The sequence below is a fragment of the Pseudoalteromonas sp. MMG005 genome (assembly GCF_018101015.1).
Classification (GTDB): Bacteria; Pseudomonadota; Gammaproteobacteria; order Enterobacterales; family Alteromonadaceae; genus Pseudoalteromonas; species Pseudoalteromonas aurantia.
The window spans coordinates 133948-158379 of sequence record NZ_JAGJEK010000003.1; the positions used below are offsets into that span (position 1 = coordinate 133948).

Annotated in this window: 18 protein-coding genes; 9 read left to right on the forward strand and 9 right to left on the reverse strand. The window is 42.1% G+C overall.

Annotated features, from left to right (window positions below; all coding sequences use genetic code 11):
* Nucleotides 1-7: 7 nt before the first annotated feature.
* On the reverse strand, nt 8-1234 hold the full coding sequence (locus J8M01_RS04035) for a glycosyltransferase (RefSeq protein WP_211057099.1): 1227 nt from the start codon (nt 1232-1234) through the stop codon (nt 8-10).
* Nucleotides 1231-2241, reverse strand: coding sequence for a LacI family DNA-binding transcriptional regulator (locus J8M01_RS04040; protein ID WP_210998136.1), 1011 nt, complete (start codon nt 2239-2241; stop codon nt 1231-1233). The genes J8M01_RS04035 and J8M01_RS04040 overlap by 4 nt, the downstream gene beginning before the upstream one ends.
* A 178-nt stretch (nt 2242-2419) precedes the next feature.
* Between J8M01_RS04040 and J8M01_RS04045 the strand changes: the two genes are divergently transcribed.
* The 3 genes from J8M01_RS04045 to J8M01_RS04055 all read left to right on the forward strand — a co-directional run bounded on the left by J8M01_RS04045 (nt 2420) and on the right by J8M01_RS04055 (nt 6477).
* A complete protein-coding gene (locus tag J8M01_RS04045; protein WP_211057100.1) occupies nt 2420-4912 on the forward strand; it encodes a prolyl oligopeptidase family serine peptidase in 2493 nt (830 codons plus the stop codon).
* A gap of 115 nt (nt 4913-5027) precedes the next feature.
* Nucleotides 5028-5438 (forward strand): hypothetical protein, encoded by a 411-nt coding sequence (locus J8M01_RS04050; RefSeq protein WP_211057101.1) that lies wholly within the window; start codon nt 5028-5030, stop codon nt 5436-5438.
* A 58-nt stretch (nt 5439-5496) separates the two neighbouring features.
* On the forward strand, nt 5497-6477 hold the full coding sequence (locus tag J8M01_RS04055) for a S41 family peptidase (RefSeq protein ID WP_211057102.1): 981 nt from the start codon (nt 5497-5499) through the stop codon (nt 6475-6477).
* A gap of 142 nt (nt 6478-6619) precedes the next feature.
* Here the strand turns inward: J8M01_RS04055 and J8M01_RS04060 are convergent, their stop codons facing one another.
* The 3 genes from J8M01_RS04060 to J8M01_RS04070 all read right to left on the reverse strand — a co-directional run bounded on the left by J8M01_RS04060 (nt 6620) and on the right by J8M01_RS04070 (nt 9412).
* A complete protein-coding gene (locus tag J8M01_RS04060) occupies nt 6620-7474 on the reverse strand; it encodes a DMT family transporter (RefSeq protein WP_192509951.1) in 855 nt (284 codons plus the stop codon).
* Between the two features lie 152 nt (nt 7475-7626).
* Nucleotides 7627-8436, reverse strand: a complete 810-nt coding sequence (locus J8M01_RS04065) for a class I SAM-dependent methyltransferase (protein ID WP_211057103.1) — start codon at nt 8434-8436, stop codon at nt 7627-7629.
* Between the two features lie 82 nt (nt 8437-8518).
* Nucleotides 8519-9412 carry a LysR family transcriptional regulator gene (locus J8M01_RS04070; RefSeq protein ID WP_211057104.1) on the reverse strand — a complete coding sequence of 298 codons (894 nt, stop codon included), beginning with the start codon at nt 9410-9412 and terminating at the stop codon, nt 8519-8521.
* A gap of 179 nt (nt 9413-9591) precedes the next feature.
* On the opposite strand from J8M01_RS04070, the gene J8M01_RS04075 reads away from it, so the two are divergent.
* Entirely contained in the window at nt 9592-10311 is a 720-nt protein-coding gene (locus J8M01_RS04075; RefSeq protein ID WP_211057105.1) for an SDR family oxidoreductase, read from the forward strand.
* A gap of 465 nt (nt 10312-10776) precedes the next feature.
* On the opposite strand, the gene J8M01_RS04080 is transcribed toward J8M01_RS04075, so the two are convergent.
* The 3 genes from J8M01_RS04080 to J8M01_RS04090 all read right to left on the reverse strand — a co-directional run bounded on the left by J8M01_RS04080 (nt 10777) and on the right by J8M01_RS04090 (nt 13295).
* Nucleotides 10777-11856, reverse strand: a complete 1080-nt coding sequence (locus tag J8M01_RS04080) for a methyl-accepting chemotaxis protein (protein WP_192509955.1) — start codon at nt 11854-11856, stop codon at nt 10777-10779.
* Between the two features lie 114 nt (nt 11857-11970).
* The gene (locus J8M01_RS04085) at nt 11971-12813 is read right to left on the reverse strand and encodes a GGDEF domain-containing protein (protein WP_211050034.1); all 843 of its coding nucleotides are present in this window, start codon (nt 12811-12813) and stop codon (nt 11971-11973) included.
* A gap of 56 nt (nt 12814-12869) precedes the next feature.
* The gene (locus J8M01_RS04090) at nt 12870-13295 is read right to left on the reverse strand and encodes a DUF3429 domain-containing protein (RefSeq protein WP_192509957.1); all 426 of its coding nucleotides are present in this window, start codon (nt 13293-13295) and stop codon (nt 12870-12872) included.
* Nucleotides 13296-13579: 284 nt separating this feature from the next.
* On the opposite strand from J8M01_RS04090, the gene ahpC reads away from it, so the two are divergent.
* Both ahpC and ahpF read left to right on the forward strand, forming a co-directional pair.
* A complete protein-coding gene (ahpC, locus tag J8M01_RS04095) occupies nt 13580-14149 on the forward strand; it encodes an alkyl hydroperoxide reductase subunit C (protein WP_211057106.1) in 570 nt (189 codons plus the stop codon).
* A gap of 66 nt (nt 14150-14215) precedes the next feature.
* Nucleotides 14216-15787: an alkyl hydroperoxide reductase subunit F gene (ahpF, locus tag J8M01_RS04100; RefSeq protein ID WP_211057107.1), complete on the forward strand. Its 1572-nt coding sequence runs from the start codon at nt 14216-14218 to the stop codon at nt 15785-15787.
* Between the two features lie 79 nt (nt 15788-15866).
* On the opposite strand, the gene J8M01_RS04105 is transcribed toward ahpF, so the two are convergent.
* Nucleotides 15867-16370 (reverse strand): DM13 domain-containing protein, encoded by a 504-nt coding sequence (locus J8M01_RS04105; protein ID WP_211057108.1) that lies wholly within the window; start codon nt 16368-16370, stop codon nt 15867-15869.
* 468 nt (nt 16371-16838) lie between these two features.
* Between J8M01_RS04105 and J8M01_RS04110 the strand changes: the two genes are divergently transcribed.
* From J8M01_RS04110 to J8M01_RS04120, 3 genes are all read left to right on the forward strand, one after another.
* Entirely contained in the window at nt 16839-20000 is a 3162-nt protein-coding gene (locus tag J8M01_RS04110; protein WP_211057109.1) for a glycosyl hydrolase family 18 protein, read from the forward strand.
* Nucleotides 20001-20069: 69 nt separating this feature from the next.
* On the forward strand, nt 20070-21662 hold the full coding sequence (locus tag J8M01_RS04115) for a lytic polysaccharide monooxygenase (RefSeq protein WP_211057110.1): 1593 nt from the start codon (nt 20070-20072) through the stop codon (nt 21660-21662).
* An 82-nt stretch (nt 21663-21744) separates the two neighbouring features.
* Nucleotides 21745-24387 carry a glycosyl hydrolase family 18 protein gene (locus tag J8M01_RS04120; RefSeq protein WP_211057111.1) on the forward strand — a complete coding sequence of 881 codons (2643 nt, stop codon included), beginning with the start codon at nt 21745-21747 and terminating at the stop codon, nt 24385-24387.
* Nucleotides 24388-24432: the final 45 nt, after the last annotated feature.

Below are 24432 nucleotides of genomic sequence, written 5' to 3' on the forward strand. Positions count from 1 at the left end.
TGTATGATCAATGCTTGTTTTTGGCTTCGATCCATTGGGCCATATACTTGGTGCTTTGCATGGTGTGATGTTTGAGCATTTGACCGGTAAAGTTTTGGTTTCGGTGCTCGTTTAAGTGCGCAATAGTGCGTTGAATTTTTTCAAGTAATTGAGCTTCTAATTGCTGGCTATCATAGTGATGTTCGAGTAACTTGTTGCCGGCATTTTGAGCGTCATTGTAGCGTGTTGGTGATTGATACAAAGCAATGGCTTGTTGGGCAAACTCTTCTGCTGAATCAGCTATGGCGCCATGCCATGCTAGAGTTCCATGCATACCTTCGGCACCAATACTCGTCGTAACACAGGGGGTTTGCGTGATCATTGCTTCAAGCAGCTTGCCTTTAATACCTGCACCGAAACGAAGAGGAGACAAACACACTCTACTTTTTTGCATAACTTCCAGTGCGTTTTCAGCCCATCCTTTAACCAAAAAGCCCGTTTTAGTGTTGTTAAGGGCTGTGGCCTTTGGGGGAGGATAAGAGCCATAAATATGTAATTCAGCATTTGGCAGCGATTTTCTGATCAGAGGCCAGATCTCTTGTAAATACAGTACGGCATCCCAATTCGGCGCGTGACGAAAGTTGCCAATGGTCATAAAATGTTGACGCTGTTCAAAGCTTGGGACATTTTTATTTATTTTATCCAAATCGACCATAAAAGGTAAATGATGCAGTAATGTGTTATCCACTTTAAAAACAGACGCCAATAAGGTCATTTCATAGCTAGAAATAATCAAGCTCACGTCGCAGCGTAATATCGCGGCAATTTCTCGCTTCGCGAGTGAACTCATTAGGTCATTGTGTGTAAATGAGCGCTGAGCTTTATGGGCATCATGGCGTGCATTTCGTAAGCATTGTAAATCTTCAGTATCGAGGATTTTAAGCGCGTTAGGTGCATACTTATCAACTCGCCAGCCAAATTGCTCTTCCATCATAAACCGATCAAACATAACGATATCAGGTACGAACGATTGAATATACGCATCAAAGCTAGCACAATTAAGGGTAATACTCTTGGTGGTTATGTCTTCATATGATAAGTCAACCATATGCTCTGTTACTTGAGCTGGGCTGGCAAATTCAACCTGCCATTGTTGTTTTTTGAAAAACCGCAAAATAGACATCATATGACTACCTGCAGCTGATGAGTTAGGCTCTGGCCATACATAACCAATCACCAATACTTTTTTACTCATAGTGACGATTCACGTATTTGAACTGAAACATCAACAAGTGTCCTGACTGCTGGCTGCGCTTTATTAAGTATCTCACCCAGTGTCTGACAGGTTCTTTTTCCTATATCATTGGCATCAATACGCACAGATGATAATGCAGGCTGCATCAGACATGAATCTGCTAAATCATCAAACCCGACGACTTTCACGTCTTTTCCTGGGGTTAAATTGTGCTGACGCATAGCTTCGATAGCGCCATAGGCAATTACATCGCTGAAGCACACGATGGCTTTGGTATTTGGTGCTTGTGCAAACAAGGTATTAAACGCTTCTCTGCCACCTTGTCGGTTGGTAGGGGCTTCAATGATGCGCTTTTGGTCTGTGATACCTTTTAACTTTAAGGCGGAATTAAAGCCTGCAATTCGTTCATGGTAATCAGAAATATCAGCAATACCACCAAGAAACGCGATATCTGTAATACCTTGCTCTAATAAATGTGAGGTGGCTAAATGCGTACCTTTTTGGTTGTCGGGTAAAATGGTGGGCGCACTAGAGTAGGGGATTTCACGCATGATATTGATAACAGGAAATCCACTGTTGATTAAGTTATCTACCCATTCACGATCAGTACCAGGTGCAGGGCACATGACAAATGCTGCCACATTATATTCTTTTAAGGTGTTTACCACTTGTTGCTGGCGCGCGAAGCTTTCGCCTGTATTCACTAGCATAGGTACCATGCCAAGTGCATAAATGTGTTTTTCAAGCCCGACCGCTAATTGTGCTGAATAAGGGTTTGTTAAATCGTTGATCACAACAGCTACTAGATTTGAGCGTTTACTACGCAGCGCTGCGGCATCGCGGTTATAGACATATCCAAGTGTTTCAATGGCTTTTAGTACGCGCTCTTTACTCTTATCACTGACCTTATCACTTTGTGTTAATACTAAAGAAACAGTAGATTTGGAGACTTGTGCTTCTCTAGCTACATCGAAAATGGTTACTTTTTCTGGCTTATTATTTTTCATAAGAGACGGTATTTGCCTAAAGTAGGTGCTTGCTGTTGACGAAAATGCATTTTAGCGTAAATAAGAGCGTCAAAAAAGTAGTAGCGAACGTTAAAAATCCCTTATTTGGCTGCATTTTTCTATTATTCACGTATATTATGGCCAAGTTAGTCATTTTAAGTGCAGGGATTTTTACAAAATGAGAAATTGGTTGTTTTATTGCGTTATAGGGTGGTGGAGTATTACCGCTATTGCAGCAGAGCAAAGCGCAGGTTATCAAAGCCCTTCAGCAGAACTAATGAACATTGTCGATGCGCCGCTTATTCCAAAAAGTAAGTTAAGCGCTGATGGCCGCTGGTTAGCACTACTAAAACGCGAGCGAGTTGTCCCTTTAAATGAATTAAAATTACCTGAAAAAGCACTAGCAGGAGTTAAATTTAATCCCCTTACGTTTATGCGAAAATCATCGCGAGTGTATTCAGAAATAGAACTGAAACATGTAGAAACGGGTTCCATTGTCAGTCTTAAAGGACTTCCCAATGGAAAGTTAAGAGATGTAAGCTGGTCATCAAATAGTCAATATATTAGCTTTATTGTAGAACAAAAACACAGTGCTACTTTGTGGCTATATGACATTAAAACTCGTCAAACAAAACAAATGACAACAACATCTCTCAATGGTGTTGTTACTAAAAATGCATATAAATGGTTGCCTGATAGCAGCGGCTTTGTGGTGAACTTTGCGGTCAATCATGGAAAGCCGCTAATGTCTGAGAAAAGCCAAAAATTAGCGCCGATTGTACAACAAAGTAGCGGTGTGAAAGCGCCAATTCGTACTTATCAAAATTTGTTGAAAAACGCACAGGATGAAGCCGAATTCAAATTTTTTGCGCAAGGTCAACTTGCAAAATTGCGCTTGAATGGTCAAGCAAAAGTCATAGGTAAGCCAACTTACTTAAAGTCATTTTCGGTTTCTCCTGATTCGACCAATTTAATCGTGGGAATGATTGATACGCCTTTTTCTTACCAGCTACCGTACCAGCGCTTTGCATCAGTCTGGCAAGTGTGGGGAATGACGGGGTTTCCTCTTTATCAATTGGCGCTGCAGCCTTTGGCCGACAATATACCGCAAGGCTTTGATAGTGTACGCGTTGGCGCAAGAGATTTTCAGTGGCGCAAAGATAAAGGTGCAACGGTATTATGGGCTGAGGCTCAAGATGGTGGAGATATGAAAAATGCTGCTGAATATCATGACCATCTTTATACCATAAGTGCACCTTTTAAAAGAGAGCCAGAACTGTTTGCTAAGGTTAAAGACAGATTTTCCGGTATTCAGTGGGTGGATGATAATATTGCGATGCTTACAGAGTGGCAGTTTGCTAATCGTATGGTTCGTACATCTGTTATTTCCCCTCGCAATGCAGATGATAGACGAGTGGTTTTTTCAGAGCGTAGTTACAATGATGCGTATAAGCACCCAGGGCGATTTGTGACAGAGAAAAATGACTTAGGGGTTGATGTCTTAAAGCTGGTTGGAGGTCGCTATTTATTTTTGCGGGGTGATGGGGCAAGCAAAGAAGGTAATAAGCCATTTTTAGATAGATTTGATGTAAAAACCAATAGCACCACTCGGTTATGGCAGTCAGAAGCGCCGTATTATGAACGGGTACGCGCTTTATTAGATGACGAAGGAATGCGTTTTATTACGTTACGAGAGTCTAAATTGGAGCAACCAAACTTCTTTATTCGTGATCTTACATTTGATTCATTAACGCAGTTGACGCGTTTTCCTCATCCTTATCCCAAATTTAAAGGGGTAACTAAGGAGCAGCTTAAATACCAAAGAAGTGATGGTGTCGAGTTAACAGGGAATTTATATTTGCCACTTAATTATGATCCATCAGAAGGGCCTATCCCTGTACTCATGTGGGCATATCCACTGGAATACAAAAATAAAATAGTTGCTTCACAAGTAAGAGAGTCTCCATATGCATTTCCATACATTGGGTATTGGGGACCAATGCCTTATTTAGCGAAAGGAATAGCGGTGTTTGATGACCCCAAAATGCCAATTATTGGTGAAGGTACACAGCAACCCAATGACAGTTTTAGAACTCAACTCATTGCAAGTGCAAAAGCCGCTGTAGATATACTGGTTGATCAAGGTATCGCAGATCCTGACCGTATTGCGATTGCAGGGCATTCATATGGCGCATTTATGGTGGCAAACTTATTAGCACACTCTGATTTATTTGTGGCAGGTATTGCTCGCAGTGGGGCATATAACAGAAGCTTGACGCCATTTGGTTTTCAAGGAGAAGAACGTGACTTCTGGCAAGCACAAAATCAATACAACGACATGTCTCCTTTTTTTCACGTAGATAAAATTAACGAACCAATGTTAATGATCCATGGAAAAAAAGATCCAAACTCTGGCACGTTTCCTATGCAATCAGAGCGTATGTATGCTGCGATGAAAGGGCTGGGAAAAGAAGCGCGATTGGTTATGTTACCTTATGAAGGACATAGTTACCGAGCTCGAGAGAGTATTTTACACGTCCTATGGGAGCAAGAAAAGTGGATAGAAAAATACTTGTTACCGCTGCCTAAGGTGGACGAGATCAACAATATTGATTCAACTTTACTCAATGACATGGTAGATGCGGGTGAGACGGGCACTGACGTACTTTAAGTTACTCGCAGTTACGTGTGTGGTATAAGGCTATGTACGTGATTATAACGGTTGGCTTGAATTTATGGTAAGTGGCTGCATTATACTTAGTGGATGATCATGTTGGGTGTTAACGGTGCGTTTAACTTTATTTAAACATATGACTATATCAATCAATTGTGCTGTTTTGGTACTACTGATTGGACTGTTGTGTCTTAATATTGATAACAGTGCTGCCAGCAGGTTTTTAGCAGAGCCAATGATAGAGCAAACTCTATCAAATGTAGCATATGATCATCCCAGTATTGTTACTTCGAGCACAAATGCAGCCCTATTCATTCACGCTGTTCAACTATATGTTGAATTTTTCGTTATCCTATTATTGGGTGCGATGGGGTGTTTATGTAAACGTTATCACGTTTATGCACATTTAAAACATCCGCCATGGTATTTAAAGCTTGGGCTTCGGGCTGTGCATCGAGTGGGTATATGGCGAGATTCAAATGTATTAGAGAAGCAAACTAAGCATGGTTTACGGTCATTTTAATTTTTTGATTTAACACGTTTATAACGACATTCAATTAATTAATTAATAAAGGCATACCATGAATTATTTTTATCTTTTTTTACGCTTACTTGTTGTCATCCTGAGCATCTTTTTAGCGCATTATGCAGATGCCTGTGATGATCGGTTGACTATAGCACAACGTCAAAATGCCATTGAGGGTATTGGTCACGCCATGCGTGATACCTATGTTTTACCAAAAGTGGGCGAATCTGTTGCTCAGAAAATGGTTCAAAAACAGATCCAAGGTCAGTTTTCTCACATTAATACTAAACTTGATTTTATCAAAGAAGTCACTGAGCTGTTGCAAAGTTTAAGTGGAGACCGCCACTTGAGCGTTCAACTCGTTCCCAAAAGTGGTCGCGTATCACATGTGCTCAAAGAGGAGGATGAAAAACGAGTTAATAACTTTGCTTTTGAGCAAGTGCGGATATTAACAGGGAATGTAGGATACATTAAAATCCATAAGTTTCATCCTGACCATATGGCAAAACAAGTTGCTTCTGAGGCCTTCGCATTTTTATCTAGAAGTAATGCGTTAATTGTTGATTTACGAGACAGTGGTGGGGGGTCCCCTTCTTTAGTGCAGCATATAATAAGCCACTTTGTACCACAGGGCACCATTCTGTGGGATTTGCATGGAAAAGGTGGTGAGTTAGAAGCTCGAATTACCAGCTACTATATTGAAGGAACGAATTCTTTTAAAAATATTCCGCTGTACATTTTAACCAGTGATCGCGTTGCCAGCGCGCCTGAAATATTAAGTTATACGTTGAAACATTTAAAAAGAGCCATTGTGATAGGTGAGAAAACAGCGGGTCTGGCGCATTATACAGGGGCTCAAAAAATAAATGATTGGCTATTCATTCGCATTCCAATGGGTCGCCCGGTAAGCCCGATAACAAAAACAAATTGGGAACAAAAAGGGGTCAGCCCGCACTATAGAGTAGATGCAGACTCTGCACTAGATTGGACTATTAACTATCATTTATCGTCACCTAACAACAATGGCGCTGAGTAGGGTAATTAACTGCCTATTTTATGACCGTGAATATGGCGATAAACGTGCGGTACTTTGCACTTTTTAGACGTTGCTGTGAGTGGTTCATAATCACTAAAAGTATCATGGTCTATACTCCATGATACTTTTTATCAAACTAAGACTATGATGATTTTGAGCCTGACATAGAACTGCCCAACGAGGCTATTATTACCATGAATACCGCTGTCCATTGCAGGAGTGTGAGCATTTCTGCCAATATTAATAGTCCAGCCAGTGCGGCAATTGCGGGCTCTAAACTCATCATTATGCTAAAGCTCTGTGCCGACATATTTCGTAGTGCAACCATTTCTAAACTGTATGGAAGGGCGCTAGATAATAAACCAATCATGATACCAAGAGGGAGCAATTGCCAATCAAGTAATGCACTGCCTTGCAAAGCCACACCATAAGGGACGAGTACAATTGCAGCTACGGTCATACCGAGAGCAACTGTTGCGCCTCCTGAGCCTTGGTTACCTGTTTTTTTACCAAACAATATATATCCTGCCCAGAATGCACCCGCCACGAGTGCTAGAATAACGCCAACAGGATCAAGACCATCAGCACTGTTAATATCAGGCAGCAAAAGTACGATACCTAACATAGCAAATGCGACCCATAAATAATCGCGTTTACGTTTTGAGGAAAAAAGCGCGACAGCAAGCGGCCCAGTAAACTCTAATGCGACGCCAATACCAATGGGGATCCGTTCAATTGCATAATAAAATGTAATGTTCATCCCACCTAGGCATAGGCCATAAATAATAATGGGTTTCCAATTGCGAGGCAGGCGTCGCCACGGGCGAAAAATAAGGCAAAGAATGAGTGCTGAAAACCCTAAACGATAAGCTGTCGTGCCTTCTGGACCAACAAATGGGAATAGCTGTTTGGCGATTGATGCACCGGATTGAATAGTGATCATTGCACAAAGTAAACACGCAACTGCAAATAGCGCATCTTTGTTAATTGTTGGCATAAACGTACTCTAAGGACAAAGCGTAAAACAGGGCGCTAGTCTACTGTGAGATCAGCGACGCCTCAAGCATATTGTATACCTTGTTGTAAAGTTTAACTTTTGTTGTTCTGTGCATTTACAAGGTGAAACTTTTGGTTTTCTTTTTGTTTATTTTAAAGGGTTCGATTTTCATAAATTTCACTCAATCCTAGGTGTTTATACCAATCATTTTGATGACGCAACATAGCACGGTGCTTCTTAGAATTTAAGTGCGCCAGTTGATCTTTCGTGGTCATAAAAGGTCCAGCACGACAAAACGTGCAATGATTATCGGCTAAATAATAGGGTTTTGTGAGCTTGTATTTTAAGTACGGATTACATTTTCTAGACCAAACATACGTTGTGCCGCTGGTGTCTTTTACATGCTTATCTCTATCAACATTACGAATTTTATAACCATCGAACAGGGTAATATCAAATGGAGATTGCCCTAGGTATTTAATATCAAGGCCAATATTTAAGGAAGATTCTAAGTCCCACTCACAATAGGGTTTCACATCTTTAGAGGTGATGTAGCATAGCATTTCTCCATGAGGGTCTAACGCATAGCGGTCTGCAAACTGTAGAAAATATCGCAGTAGTCTGCGGTTTAACGTATTAACGGATAACGCTTGAGCATCAAATTCTCCTTTACTGGTAAAACCAGGGATCAGTGGAAACTGAAAAATCACGACATCAAAGCTTTGTTGTTTTATACGTTGCCAACTCTCAGGCTGAGTGACATCAAATTCGGTATACACTTCGATATGGTTTTCTTGAAGGACGTCGAGTGCATGAGATTGATATTTCTCTCTCAACTGCAATTCACTGTCGTATATGCTTGCCGTTAAATGCTGTGGGTGTAAATTGTTCAGTAAAGCCAGTGAAAAGCTTAAGTCGCCATCACCTACGGTTAATATCCGCCATTGCTTATTTAATATCATGAAATGCCATACTCAGTTTATTCCTAGCAAGTATATCATTTCCTTTATAGGCACGGTTCAATTTATCGGTGAACGGAGTGTATTAGGAATTTTTGAACCGATTGATGATAAACTCCTTAAAGACTCTCAGTCTTGCTGGTTGATGTTGGTCTTTAACATACATTAAATAGAATGGCGTAGAGTCTATATGCCAATCGTCGAATAATGGAACCAATAGTCCGCTATCGAGTTCGGCTTTACAGTATATTTTGGGCACTCTGATAACACCATTGCCAGCGACGGCAGAAGAGACCATAATTCTGCCATTTTTGCAGGTTAAACTACCATTAACGAACACATCTAATTTGCGGTTCGTTTTGCCATGGGTAAAGACCCAATTCTTAATACTTCCGATGATACACTTATGCTGTGTTAACTCTTTAGGTGAAGTAGGCTTGCCATACAAAGATAAATATTGTGGGCTTACATACGTATCGATTTTAATATCTGTCAGTTTTTGTGCGATAAGCGCTGAATCTTCAAGTTTCCCCATCCGAAACACAAAATCAAACTCACCGGATATGAGATCGACACGTTTACTTGAAAAATCAATTTCAATATTAATATGTGGATATGTGTTTATGAAATCGTTTATCAAAGGGGCGACAACATCTTCACCGATATAGCCGCCGATGCAATTGATCTTTATGCTCCCAGAGAGGGAGTGTGAGCTATCTACCACAGTGTCGATTGCACCAGAAATACCACTAAGTGCATTACTACATTGCGCAAAGAATATTTCACCTTGCGCTGTAAGGTGCTGAGTTCGAGTTGTTCTTATTAATAGGGTAACTCCCAGTGCAGACTCTAACTGAGCTAACTGTTTTGAAATGTACGACCGTGAGCAGGATAATTTCTCAGCGGCTTTTGTAAAGCTACCGACTTCGGCCAATACCACAAAAACGTTTATATCCGTCAAGTTTACTTGTTTGTTCATATAGACCTTATTGTTAATAAACCAAACCCGTGGTTAGTGTATGGAACTATAAGTGGTACGGTGGAGTTTATTGTCAACTAATAGGACTCAATGATGTGAATTCTAGGCTATATATCGTCAAATACAATGTCTTTATTATACTTCCCTGTAACACAAACAGTTTAATGAAAAGGTATAAGATGAAAGGTTTAGTCGTAATTACAGGTGCGAGTTCTGGTATTGGTGAGGCTTTGGCGAAGAAAATGAGTGAATTGGGTCATCCGCTTTTACTGATTGCAAGACGTGTTGAAAAGCTGCAGGCGCTCAAGCTACCCAATACACTATGTGCAAAGGTAGACGTAACGGACTGCACATCATTTCAAGAAGCCGTGAATTTAGCGGTACAAACATATGGGCCTGTGGATTTACTGGTCAATAACGCTGGTGTAATGTTACTTGGTCAGATCAACAATCAAAGTACAGCTGAATGGAAAACGATGTATGACGTTAACGTACTCGGATTACTCAATGGTATGCAAACAGTACTATCAGCAATGAAATCTCAAAATACGGGAACCATCGTTAACATTAGCTCGATAGCTGGGCGAAAAACGTTTGCTAATCACGCAGCATATTGTGGAACTAAATTTGCTGTTCACGCCATATCAGAAAACGTCAGAGAAGAAGTAGCAGAGAGTAATGTTAGAGTGATAACGGTGGCGCCGGGGGCGGTCGAGACTGAATTACTGTCGCACACGACATCGACTGATATTATTACGGGTTATGAATCATGGAAAGAAGATATGGGTGGTGCGCTGGAGCCTAATGATGTTGCCAATGCCATTTTATTTGCTTACTCGCAACCTCAGCATGTGTGCATTCGAGAAATAGTTTTGGCGGCAACGAAACAGCAGCCATAGTATGTAAGTTAAGTCGATTTGTTAAATGATATGAAGTGAATCGTTGTGTTTTCTAGATAACCTCAGGTTTGGATAAGGGTTTTGGAATAGAAAATGTTTTGAAAACAAACTTACGTACAATCCAATGATGATATTTTGTTCAATATCAAGGCGCTTTTATGCAGTAATAGCGGGCTATTACAAATGAAAGCAACGCTGAGAGTGAGAAAAATAGCTTTATTGGGCAAATTCGCTTATCCAGCGCTGAGGTTAGATAGCAAGTTACTTAATAGTAAGGTGTACGTTTGGTGTAAAGTTGCGCTACAGTCAGCATCTTGAACGGGGGCTATAGCGCTATTTAGCTCGAAAATAAGCGTGGTATTCTAGTAAGGCAAGTATTGTTTCGTATTCTATTTTGTAAAACTGACTTAGTTGATGAGACGACTAAGTCAGTTCACATTTGAACTGTAACGGCGAATAGGGGAATTATGTCAATTGGTCAAGCAAGGCCATCACTTCGTTACTCGCATTTTCCATTCTGTTGAGCTGCGCGATAGCAGCTTGTTTATCTCCGGACGAAAATAACATCATGGCTTCGACACCCGCTCGGTGCACTTCTTTATGTGGAGTATCAATACGTTTGAACGCGTTTGAGTTGCCGAATTTTTTGGCACCTTCACCTTTTAACCAACGGCCTAGACGACAGCTGGCATGGTCAGCAAAACTATCGATCGGTTGTTTATCAGCACCAATTAAGTGATTATATACATCGCCTTTCCATACAACGTGATCAAGTTTGACTGTTTGAATAAAGGTTTGTGTGGTCGCATTCATGATCGTATTTTTCATTGAACCACAGCTACTAACAATGTCTTTATATTCATCGTTTAAGTGTGAAATGCTGCCAGAAAGGTTCTGGTTTGAATCTTGAATAATGCTTACAGCATTCACGGTTAACTGTGTGGTATCAATAATTTTCTTAACTAAGTCAGATACCTCATTAGCAGATTCATTGGTATTATTGGCCAATGCACGAACTTCATCTGCGACGACGCTGAACCCGCGTCCTGCTTCACCAGCACGAGCTGCTTCTATCGCTGCATTTAAGGCCAGTAAGTTAGTTTGGTCAGATATTTTAGAAATGGTTGTCACGAACGTATTAATGTTATCAGCCATTTGTGACAAACCTGAAATATTATCTGTCATATCACCCATATTGCCAGCCAAGCTCTCCATACCTTGGAGAATATTCTTTAATGAATTCTCTGAGGTTTCAAACGACTTGTTTACTTGCGTGATAGATTGGCTTTCTTGATCAATATCAGTGAAGCTTTGCAAAACTGTTTCGCGGATCCCCTGGACTTGTGACAGTCCATGCATAGCACATTGGAGTAATTGGTTATCGGTATTATCGTTGAGTTGCGCTTGCGTTTGAACGAGCTTTTCAGTTAGGTCATCATTGTCGGCTTTGAGTTGCGTATTTTCACGAGTCAGCTCTTCGATTGAGCGCTCTAGATCTGCAATTTTTTGTTTTTGGTGTTTGTTACTAAATAGTTGATCTAACACGGCCGATATCCCTGATTAAACAATTTTCAATGCTGAGGGTATCAGTGAATTAGCTAAAGTGCTACAACAAGTCACTTAGTTATTGAGGTAAATCTATTTTGAGTTAACTAAAACTTAATTTTGGCGCGGTCGGGTTCGAACGATTTTACTGGCTTTATCAGAGTACATACTAGAATCTGCACGCTGGACTATAGTATCGGGTTGTTCTTGTGGGTTTGTTTCTGCTGTGCCTATACTCAATCCAACGCCATACTCAAAAATGTGCTCGAGTAATAAATCTCTTAAGGCTGAAACATCTAAATGGGTATTATCAGCAAAGGCAACGAATTCATCTCCTCCAATTCTAAAGCAAAATGCGTCTCCAAACTCTTTGACGAGTGAAGTAGAAAACGCCTTGAGTATATTGTCACCAACGTGATGGCCATATTTGTCATTTGCTTGCTTAAAGTCATCTAAGTCAAAATAGAACAACAGAGATTTTTTGTTACTCACGTCATTAAATGTTTCAAAACAGGCTTTTCGATTGCCAATCTGGGTAAGGGGATCATGATTGGCTTCGTAACGCAATTGTGCTTCCAGCTTTTGCCGTTGTTCGATTTCTTGGTTGAGTAAGCCAATGACACTGCGTTTGGTTAAGATCATAGCAAACATGCCATAGCAGGTAATTAAAAAACCAATATTCTTTAAGGAGGTATCGAGTACGAGTAATGGGAAGGTTGCATCACTGATAAAATCATCCGTTATATCAAGCAGCAATCCCGCGCAGTATAAAGCCCAGCCAAATAGCAGTAATTTATTTTTGAAGTGAGGCAGGCTAAGTGCAATTAAAGATGTGGTCAAGCCGAACCAGAAAATTTCCTCAAAGGTATCCCAATAAAAATCAGGCTGATTGAATTTCCACACAGTGAATAGTGCGACAATTAACCAGATCAGTACGAGGAGCCCTCTAACCACCATATGCATGCCTTTCAAATATCTTATTTATATGTATAGCAGATAATTTAAAAAATAGGCTATAACCGCGTTAACTCAACGCTTTGCGCTAACATAAATAAATGACACACAAATACCACAGAGGTTAGAACATACCGCATCTTGTGGTAATCCTTATGGTAATTTTGCCAAGTAGGCATACCACGTTCAAACACCAACAGCGTAGGATACGAAACAGCGAGGTAGCCCAGTACTGTCGGAGCATTAAAGAGTGCGAGCAAAGGAAACGGGATCACAACCAGCACAGCCATCACTGCGTGCGTGTAAGATTGTTCTCCCGCACGCCACAATGTCCCTGCCATAAACGCTAATATGCCTAAGCTGTAATAGATAAATGTGTCGATGGCTATGACCGATGTACCTAGCAACAATGGCCAAAACACGCAAGCCAAAAAGGGTAATAGGCCAAAGTAGCCAAGTTGGATATGGTTTATGAATGGGTGCATTGTTGACTCTTTATTATTTAAGGTATTCATGTTGTACGTGATCAGTATACCTTAGGCACAATGCTTACGGTACGTTTTGTCTACTTCATTGGTATTTTCGCACGAAAGGGTGACTGTTGTTTTATTTCATCCAAAATATCGATTGAGTTAATCTAAACAATCAATTTTATTTGTTACTCACAAAGCTCTATCTTAGTTACCAAGCAAAGCGAACAAGGTTAGTAACGCTAATTATTGTTCGCTAACACACTTGAATAACAGTAACTAAAAGAGAGAATTTAACTATGAGTACTTCTTTGATAAATACAACAATTAAGCCTTTCAATGCAACTGCTTACCACAATGGTGACTTTGTAGAGGTGAGCGAGCAAGACTTACTTGGGAAATGGTCAATTGTGTTTTTCTACCCTGCAGACTTCACATTTGTTTGCCCAACTGAATTAGGTGATGTTGCTGATTATTACGCTCAACTACAAGAAATGGGTGTAGAAGTTTTCTCAGTATCAACTGACACGCACTTTACACATAAAGCATGGCACGATACGTCTGACACGATTCAAAAAATTAAATTCCCAATGGTAGGTGACCCAACAGGACGTATTACGCGTAACTTCGGTGTGATGATTGAAGCAGAAGGGTTGGCACTTCGCGGTACATTCGTGATTAACCCTGAAGGTGAAATTAAAGTGATTGAAACGCATGACTTAGGCATTGGTCGCAGCGCAAAAGAGTTACTACGAAAAGTACAAGCGGCGCAATACATTGCAAGCCATGATGGTGAGGTATGCCCAGCATCTTGGCAGCCAGGTGAAGAGACACTTGCACCATCACTTGACTTAGTTGGAAAAATCTAACGAGTAAGCTGTTTATTGGGGTGGTCTCTTCACCCCTTTATTTTTATTGCTGTGAGGATCTCAAGCATGCTAGACCAAAATATTAAAAACCAATTAAAAAGCCATTTTAGCGCTATAAAAACACCAATTGAACTGGTTATAGCACTTGATGATAGTAAAAAATCACAAGAAATCAAAGTACTAAGCGATGATTTATCATCATTGAGTGACAAGATCTCTGTGATTGAAACTCACCAAAATGGTATACGTAAGCCGAGTATGGTTGTACGGTCACCGACGAAAAATACCCATATTGAATTCGCTGGGGTGCCTATGGGACATGAATTTACCTCATTGGTATTAGCACTATTGCAAACCGGAGGCCACCCAGCTAAAGCGTCAGATGATGAAATCGCACAGATACAAAGTTTAGATAGGCCACTCAATTTTGAAATATATATTTCTTTGAGCTGTCAAACTTGTCCGCAAGTTGTGCAAGCGCTGAATCTAATGGCGGCAATAAACCCAACAATATCAGCAACGATGATTGATGGGGCGTTATTTCAAGATGAAGTCAATGAGCGTAATGTATTAGCTGTCCCAGCAGTGTATTTGAATGGAAAGTTATTTTCACAAGGCGCTATTGGCTTAACGGATATTCTCAATAAAGTGGACAGTGGCGCACAACAGAAACAAGCAAAGAGGCTCAGTGAGAAAGCGGTGTTTGATGTCTTGGTTGTTGGTGGTGGTCCGGCAGGTGCATCGGCCGCAATATACTCAGCCCGAAAAGGACTGAATACCGGCGTTGTTGCTGACCGCTTTGGTGGCCAAGTATCAGACACGTTAGGCATAGAGAATTTCATCTCTGTTAAAGCAACAGAAGGTCCTAAGTTGGTAGCTCAATTAGAAGAGCATGTGACGCAATACGATGTTGATGTTATGAAAGGTCAGCGAGCAAAGCACATTACCCGAGATGATGTATTAACCATTGAACTTGAAAATGGTGGACAGTTAAAAGCTAAATCGATTGTTTTGGCGACAGGGGCTCGATGGCGCAGTATGAATGTGCCAGGTGAAGCTGAATATAAGGGCCGAGGTGTCGCATATTGTCCTCATTGTGATGGTCCATTGTTTAAAGGTAAACCTGTTGCAGTGATTGGCGGGGGAAATTCAGGCATTGAAGCGGCGATAGACCTGGCTAATATTGTCGAGCACGTAACGGTTTTAGAATTTGCGGATACCTTGCGAGCAGATGAAGTGTTGATAAGAAAAGCCAACAGCTTAGCGAATGTCACCATTATCAAAAGCGCTCAAACCACACAAGTTATTGGCGATGGTAAACGGGTAACTGGCTTGAATTATACAGACAGAAACTCGGGCAGCGAACATCAACTTCCATTGGCCGGAATTTTCGTTCAAATTGGGTTAGTACCCAACAGTGAGTGGTTGAAAGAGTCTGGTGTTCAGCTCAGTCAGTTTGGCGAAATAGAGATTGACTCTAAAGGGTCAACTTCACTGCCGGGCGTTTTTGCAGCCGGAGACGTAACAACCACACCATTTAAACAGATTATTATTGCCATGGGCGCAGGGGCAACCGCGAGCCTCGGCGCATTTGACTATCTTATTCGTTATGATAGCAATACAGAGCAAGCGGCTTAATGACTTAATTTTTACAGATCATTGCATGTCAGCTTGCTGACAACACCCAGCAATGCAAAGCCATTTGGTTTTTAATAAATTAAATGGCTTTTTTTACAACGGGTAGTGCGTTTGCTGACTGATATTGCGCGGCAGAAATAAATTGTCCAAAACTTTCACACCAAATAATGACAGTGTTAAATTCTTCAATATTAATTGCATCGGGAATGGGGACGATGAAAGAGTCGAATGTTTTAATGTCCCCAAGGTGCGCCATACTACCTTTGAATGTATGGAAGTCAGCTTCAGTTTCAATGAAGCGTTTCGCTAGATAGAGTTGGTAATCTGGACCTGGCGCAATATTGCCTTTAAAGGCTATATTATCATTGGAAACACTGACGTCACCTTTAGCAAAATGCAACAGGTCAGAATCTTTTAAAGTAGTGACAAACTGCCCTTTATATTTTGTATGTTGCGTCGCAGTCGCCAGTTCTAGCATACTGGGGCTGTTTGGTGCACTGATAATGGGTAAGGCATAAATACCACTTATGAACCCCAACACAAAAGTCAAAATAATGCATATTGACAGTTTAAATATCCGCATCTACTGATCGCCTTTCATCATAAATTTTATAGATTATAGCGTAAAGCACCTATCAAAGTGGTGCGTTTTATTTATGGCATCACTTCGGAAAAACAGATAAACCACCATAAATGATGGGTATTTTGTTTTTTTCTAGTGTTTTTATCATAGTTTAAACTGGTTTGATTAGTTTGTTTTGTAACGATTGAAATACATGGTTTTGTCAGTTGGTCGTGTGAAATTTGTGCTAATAGCAGGTTTTATTATTGTTATTATCTTGTTTTAATCAATAAAAACAATGGGTTTCGGTATATTTTATAGTTTGAGATTATTTTATTTCTAATCCTTTTTTGTGTGATTTTTAAATTAAACCAATCCCTTGTGGTTGGTTTTATCGAGTGTAGAATTCTGCGCCGTGTCTGGCTATCGGTACATATGTAATCTTTTAGTAGCGCAAATAACAAAAAACATACAAATTAGGAAGGGTTTATGTCGTATTTCTACGAAAATAGGCGTGTTTTTCAATTTAGTGCAATAACGGCTGCCATGTTAAGCAGCTCAGCGTTCGCAGTAATTGATTGTGCACCGCTGGATAAATGGCAACAAAACACCGTTTACACCAGTGGTGACCACGTTCAGCAGGACAAAGTTGCTTATAAAGCAAATTGGTGGAATAAAGCCTCACCAAAGCTTCGTTCAGGTCAGTGGCAAGAGTGGAGCAAATTGGGGGTATGCGCGTCTTCAGGGACGGCAAATAAAATTCCGAGCGTGCACTGGTTAAAGCCTGCAGCTGATATTGCTTTGGTTGAAAATGACAGCGTTATCATTGAGTTTTCAGCTACAGACTTGGATGGTTCTGTTAAGCAGGTAGCGGTATATCATGATGACGAGCTCGTACGAGTGTTAGACAGTGCGCCGTATTTGTTTACTTGGCAAGCAAAGGTCGGTGAGCATCAATTTCATGCGGTGGCATTGGATAATGAGGGTGATACGGGGCGTTCAATTAGTCGCAAAGTAACAGTAAACACGTTACCAAAAGACACTAATAAAGCACCGACTGTGCGTCTTGCAGCGCAATTGCCTTCAGAGTTGGAAGTTGGCGCGAGCATTGGCTTTACACTTCAAGCTAACGACTTAGATGAGGATACTCTCAAGCAAGTGTTGCGTCTTAATGGCGAGATACTGGTTGAAACGACTGAACTAACACATCAGTTTGATTGGCAAGCGAAAGCTGCAGGCCGTCAGGTATTTACGTTAAATGCTATAGATGAACATGGCGCTGAGTCAGAAGTGGTACAACGTGTATTTACTATAAAAGAAAAAGGCGACCAGCCAGATAGCCATGAAAACTGTCGTCCTGCCGGTTTGTATCAAACGCCTGATGTAACCCCTGCTTACTGCGATATTTACGACAGTGAAGGTCGCGAAAAAATGGGGGTGGATCATCCTCGTCGTGTTATTGGTTACTTTACGAGCTGGAGAACGGGTAAGAATGATCAACCGAGTTACCTCGTTAAAGATATCCCATGGGACAAAATCACCCACATTAACTATGCATTTGCTCATGTTAATGCCGAAAATGAAATCAGCATTGGTAACCCAAACGCCGAAAATAACGCGGCAACTAATATGACTTGGCCGGGGGTAACGGGTGCTGAGATGGATCCTGCGCTCCCTTATACGGGTCACTTTAACCTCCTAAATAAATACAAGCAGCAATATCCTCACGTAAAAACCATGATCTCTGTCGGTGGTTGGGCTGAGACTGGCGGCTTCTTTGATGAAACAGGAAAACGTGTTGCCAGTGGTGGCTTTTACACCATGACAACCAATGAAGATGGCAGCGTCAATCATACGGGTATTAACGCATTTGTTGCCAGTAGCGTTGAGTTTTTACGGACCTATGGCTTTGATGGCTTAGACGTAGATTACGAATACCCATCGTCAATGAAAGATTCAGGCCACCCTGAAGATTTTGAGATCAGCAACCAACGTCGTGCAGGGCTGAATAAATCTTATCAAGTACTGATGAAAGCATTACGTGAGGCCCTTGATAAAGCCGGTGAAACTGATGACAAGCATTATATGTTGACCATTGCTTCACCGTCATCAGGCTATTTATTACGTGGGATGGAGACTTTTCAAACTGCGCAATACTTAGACTTCGTGAATATTATGTCATACGACTTACACGGCGCATGGAACGACCATGTGGGGCATAACGCACCGCTATTCGACACGGGTAAAGATTCAGAGTTGAAGGTGTGGAATGTATATGGCACCAAAGAGTTTGGGGGTATTGGGTATTTGAATACCGACTGGGCGGTGAATTATTTCAGAGGCGCATTACCGTCAGGGCGAATTAATATTGGCTTACCCTATTACACCCGAGGCTTTCAAGGTGTTAATGGTGGGGAGAATGGCTTATGGGGTCGTGCACCGCTGCCAAATCAAAGCGATTGCCCTAAAGGCACTGGCATTGGCGACAAAAACAAATGTGGTAACGGCGCGATTGGCATCGATAACTTATGGCACGACCTTGAAAATGGTCAAGAAGTGGCCGCTGGTAGCAACCCGTTATGGCATGCTAAAAACTTGGAAAATGGCATAGTACCCAGTTACTTAGCTACCTATGGCCTGACGCCAGAGTCTGATCCTGATGATGTTATGACGGGCAAATATGAACGTCATTACGATGATGTGGCAGTTGCCCCTTGGCTGTGGAATTCGCAGAAAAAAGTGTTCTTATCAATAGAAGATACTGAGTCTATGAAGACAAAGTTAGATTACGTTATTGATAAAGACTTAGGCGGCGTGATGTTTTGGGAGCTTGCCGGTGACTATGCATTTGATGCCAATAAGGGCGAATACTTTATGGGCTCGACGATGACATCGTTGGCGTATGACACTTTTAATCAAAGTGGCAAAGCATATGGAGCGCACTTAGGGGACTCGCAGTTTACACCACCTGAAACGACGGTCGATGTGAGGTTTGTTGCAAAAGACTTCCCTGTGGGTGACCAAAACTATCCGATCAGACCTACTTTTGCTTTTACGAACCACTCAGAAATCGATTTAACAGGGGCAAAAATATCGTTCAACGTGCCAACGTCAACGTCTGCTATTTTCAAGTCAAATTGGAATGCACAGAAAAAGCTTGGGATGCAAGTTGAATTAGACAACTCAAATACCTCAGGTAACAACATTGGCGGATTTGAAAAAGAATTCCATCGCTTTTCAATCACCTTAAAAAACCAATGGGGTGGCCAGCTTGAGTCTTTCAAAAAAGGCGAAACAGTCAATGCGCAAGTGATGTACTACATGCCCATTACTGGGCCAGTAAATTTCGTTATTGAAAAAGGCGACAAAAAATATGCATTTGCTACCGAGTACCCAGCACTACCTATTGCCAGCAACGATACACCGGATCCCGGCGATGGCACCCCCCCATCAGACAAGCAATGTAATGGCATTGATGTATCAACGCTTAATACCTATCCAAACTGGCCGCGTACTAATTGGGCTGGTCAACCAAGTCACGCATTAGGTGGCGACCAAATCATTCACAACCAAGCTGTATTTAAGGCGAAGTGGTGGACCAATAGTGCGCCGTCAGACGGCGGTGCGTGGCAAAAAGTGTGTGATATTTAACCATCCTAGTTTAGCGAGCGAAAAACACACAGTCTAATTCAAGGGCCGCTGGCGGCCCTAGGGAAACTTATGAAAAAACAATTAACACTAACAGCGGTGGCGCTGGGGATCACTGTGGCTGCAATACCGCAGGTGCACGGCCACGGATATATGGATAGCCCGAAAGCACGGCAAACCATTTGCCAAGAGCAAGGGGGTTTTTGGTGGCCAAAAGATGGTAGCAATATTCCCAATGCGGCATGCAGAGCTGCCTTTGTGAAAAGCGATCATGTACAGTTTATTCAAAGGCATGAATTTGCAGCGAATGTGGCAGATTTTAATAATCAAACTGCGGTTGAATCGGCAGTGCCAAATGGCAAGTTATGCGCCGCTGGCGATGCCAATAAAGCCGGTATGAATATCGCATCTGCTGACTGGCAGCGCACGGTGGTTAAGCCAAATAGTAACGGCGATATAAAAGTCCGATATCGCGCCACTACACCCCATAACCCCAGCTTTTGGCAGTTTTATTTAACCAAACCAGGCACACCAATTAGCACAGAATCACTTCGCTGGGACCAGCTTGAGTTGGTGCAAGAGCATGGCAATGTGGCATTTTTTATGGCACCCGATGGCAAACGATATTATGAAATGACAGTTGCTATACCTGAAAAGTTTGACGGTGACGCAATTTTATATAGTCGTTGGCAGCGAGATGATGTGGTTGGTGAAGGGTTTTACAACTGCAGTGATATTACCATTGAACGCACAGATAGCACGCCTGATCCGGTGGTTTGGCACTCAGCTGGTTTTTACTTAAAGCAGGGGCAAGACGCATTAGCAGGTGACACTGTATGGCTGCGTTTGTTTGATGCAAACGGGCAGGAGCTAATTCAACAGCAATTTAAAGTAACAGAGCAGTCATTAGATTGGGCGATGCAATTGGCTCAGCAGGTTGTGCAAGATAACCCAGATTTACTTCAAATTGGTATTAAGTCAGCATCAGGTGATGTGACATTCGATCATCAAAACCTGTCGTCAAATCAAGTTTTTGTGAGTAATAAAGCGCATAGCTATAACTTAAGCGTGGTAAAAAAGCCCGTTAACACAGCACCGACAGTTCATACGCCAAAGCCATTAACAGTAGAAGAAAATACCAGTAAGCACTTGCATGTTCATGCTTTTGATGATGAGCAAAGCACGCTGACTTTTGATTGGCAGTTGCCCAATGCGCTGAGCTATACAGGGGCGGGTTCAACAATCTCAGTCAGCGCACCTGACGTGGCTGCAGACACTGAGTACACCGGGCAGGTTACGGTATCTGATGGCCTGTTAAGTAAAACGGTGCCACTTCATATCACTGTTACCAACAAGGTAACCCCGCCAACGCCACCCACACCGCCAGAGGGTGACACGTGGCAAGCAAATAAAGTTTATACCGCTGGTGATACTGCGGTTTATAACGGCAAAACCTATCGAGCTAAGTGGTGGGTAAAAGGCCAGCGACCAGATCAAAGCCAAGCGTGGCAATTAGTGACAACTGACGATAGCAGCAATGCGTGGAATACAAGTACGGCTTATCAAGGGGGCAGTATTGTGACCTTTCAAAACCATAAGTACAAGGCGCGCTGGTGGACTCGAGGCCAACAACCAGGCAGCAATGCGGTGTGGCAGAAACTATAACCACCTTATAAAAAATTAAATTTCATTGCTTTAAAAAAGCTTTAAATAATAACTATCAAAACAACATACTATAGGAAAAACTATGTTTAAATATTTACTCTCAGCGGTTGCTGTTGGGGCTGCGCTGGCAAGTGCAAGTACTGTAGCAGCACCATCAACACCCAGTATCACGTGGAAGCCACAAAATTACTCCTTTGTGGACGTGAATATTTATGGTCGTGGATCATACAAACAACTTATTCAAGCAAAAGACGAAGTAAACATTCAAATTGAGTGGAACGCTTGGTCTGGTAAAGGCGGTGATAGCTATCAGGTATATTTCGACAATGAACTCGTCAATGAAGGTCAGTTATCGCCTGGTTCTAAAAGTGGCGTGATCAGCTTCCCGTATAAAAAATCGGGTCGTCATCAACTGCAAATTGCACTGTGTGATGAAACAGGCTGTGTAAAAAGCGCCACTAAGCCGATTGTGATTGCCGATACTGACGGCGGGCATTTAGCGCCATTACCATTAAACGTTAACCCAAATAACAAACAGTTTGATACTGATCCTAATACGGTTGTTGGTGCATATTTTGTTGAATGGGGTATTTATGGTCGTAAGTTCGATGTGACGCAAATCCCAGCTGATAACTTAACCCATTTACTCTATGGTTTTATTCCAATTTGTGGTCCAAATGAGTCACTGGCTGAAATTGAAAACGGTAACAGCCTACGTGCATTAAATCTGGCATGTGGGGGATCCGAAGATTACGAAGTAGTGATTCACGACCCATGGGCAGCAGTACAAAAAGCACTGCCAGGTGTAAGCAGTAGTGATCCAATTCGTGGTACCTACGCACAGCTGATGGCGTTAAAGCAGCGTAATCCAGACTTAAAAATCTTACCTTCTGTCGGGGGCTGGACGTTATCAGATCCGTTCTTTGACTTTGACAATAAAGCCAACCGTGACACGTTCGTTAAGTCGATGCGCGAATTCTTAACCACTTGGAAGTTTTATGATGGGATTGATGTTGATTGGGAATTCCCTGGCGGAGATGGCGCTAATCCGAACTTAGGCAGTGACAAAGATGGTGAAGTTTATGTGACGCTGATGAAAGAGCTGCGCATTATGCTTGATGATCTTGAAGCGCAAACTGGCCGTGAATATGAACTAACCTCTGCGATTGGTTCTGGATGGGACAAAATTGAAGATGTTGATTATCAACAAGCTGCGCAATATATGGATTACATTTTTGCGATGACGTATGACTTTCATGGTGGTTGGAACAACGTAACTGGGCATCAAACAGGTATTTATTGCGGGTCGCATCTATCAGCAGATGAATGTAATGGCACAGGTGTAGATGAAAACGGTGAGCCGCGCAAAGGGCCTGCTTATACATTAGACAATGCGGTTAAGTTGTTGCTTGAACAAGGCGTGCCAAGCGAAAAGCTAGTAATAGGTGCTGCGATGTATGGCCGTGGTTGGGAAGGGGTGAAACCTGAAAATGCGACTATTGCAGGCAACCCTATGACGGCACCAGCTAACGGTAAACTACGTGGTTCAACGTCTCAGGGCGTGTGGGAAGTGGGCGTGATTGATTATAAGGGGCTCAAGTCTCATATGATTGGTGCAACCGAGCAGGGCGTGAATGGTTTTGAGGTTGGCTATGACGAGCAAGCACAAGCCGCATATGTGTGGAATCAGCAAAAAGGCACATTGGTTACGTACGATAGCCCACGCTCAGTGCAAGCAAAAGGCCGATATGTACGTGAGCACAATCTAGGTGGCTTATTTGCGTGGGAAATTGATGCAGACAACGGTGACATATTAAATGCGATGCATGAAGGTCTTGCTGGAAAATCAACGCCAGTTCCTCCTAAAAACCATGCGCCAACGCTTGAGTTAATTAACGAAGTAACGGTTGCATCAGGTGAGACGGTTCAACTTGTTGCGACAGCAACAGATCCAGAAGCAAAGCCTCTGACTTACCTTTGGCAGGGAGACAGTGCGTTAACTTTGACTGCTAATAATGAAACACTCGTTATTACAGCGCCAGAGACCACAAAAGATGCCGTCTATACCGTGAATTTAACGGTATCTGATGGAGTTAATGATGTAACTGCATCGGTCAAAGTAATGGTAAGTGCACCTGTCGTAGAAAATAAAGCGCCGAGTGTGGCAGAAGTTACAGACATTGTTGTGGATGAAAACAGTGAAGTTGCACTGAGCGTGGTGGCTTCTGACCCAGAAGGGAAAACATTGAGCTATAGCTGGCAAGTACCCGGTCATAGCATTGTCGGCTCTGGCAGTGAAGTGGTATTGACCACCTCAGAAGTAGAACAAGATCAACGTGTAACAGGCGCTGTTTCAGTCTCTGATGGGGTGAATACGGTTGAGCGTAAGTTTAGCGTGACGGTGAAAAATACAGAAACTACGCCAGATCCTACACCGGAGCCAGATAAAACAACATGGAATGCAAACACCGTGTATGTGGGTGGCAACATCGTTTGGTATAACGGCGTGCAATATAAAGCGCGTTGGTGGACCAAAGGCGCTGTGCCAGGTAATGGCGGTGTATGGCAAGAGATCATTCCTGATGACGGCACGGTTCGAGATTGGCGCAGTGACTTAGTCTATACCGGTGGCGACCAAGTTAGCCACAATGGCATTAAATACCAAGCACGTTGGTGGACACGAGGTCAAACACCGGGCAGCAATGCTGTTTGGCGCAAGCTATAACCTAAAGTCTATTTAACTAACACACGATTGGGGCAAGGAGGCCCT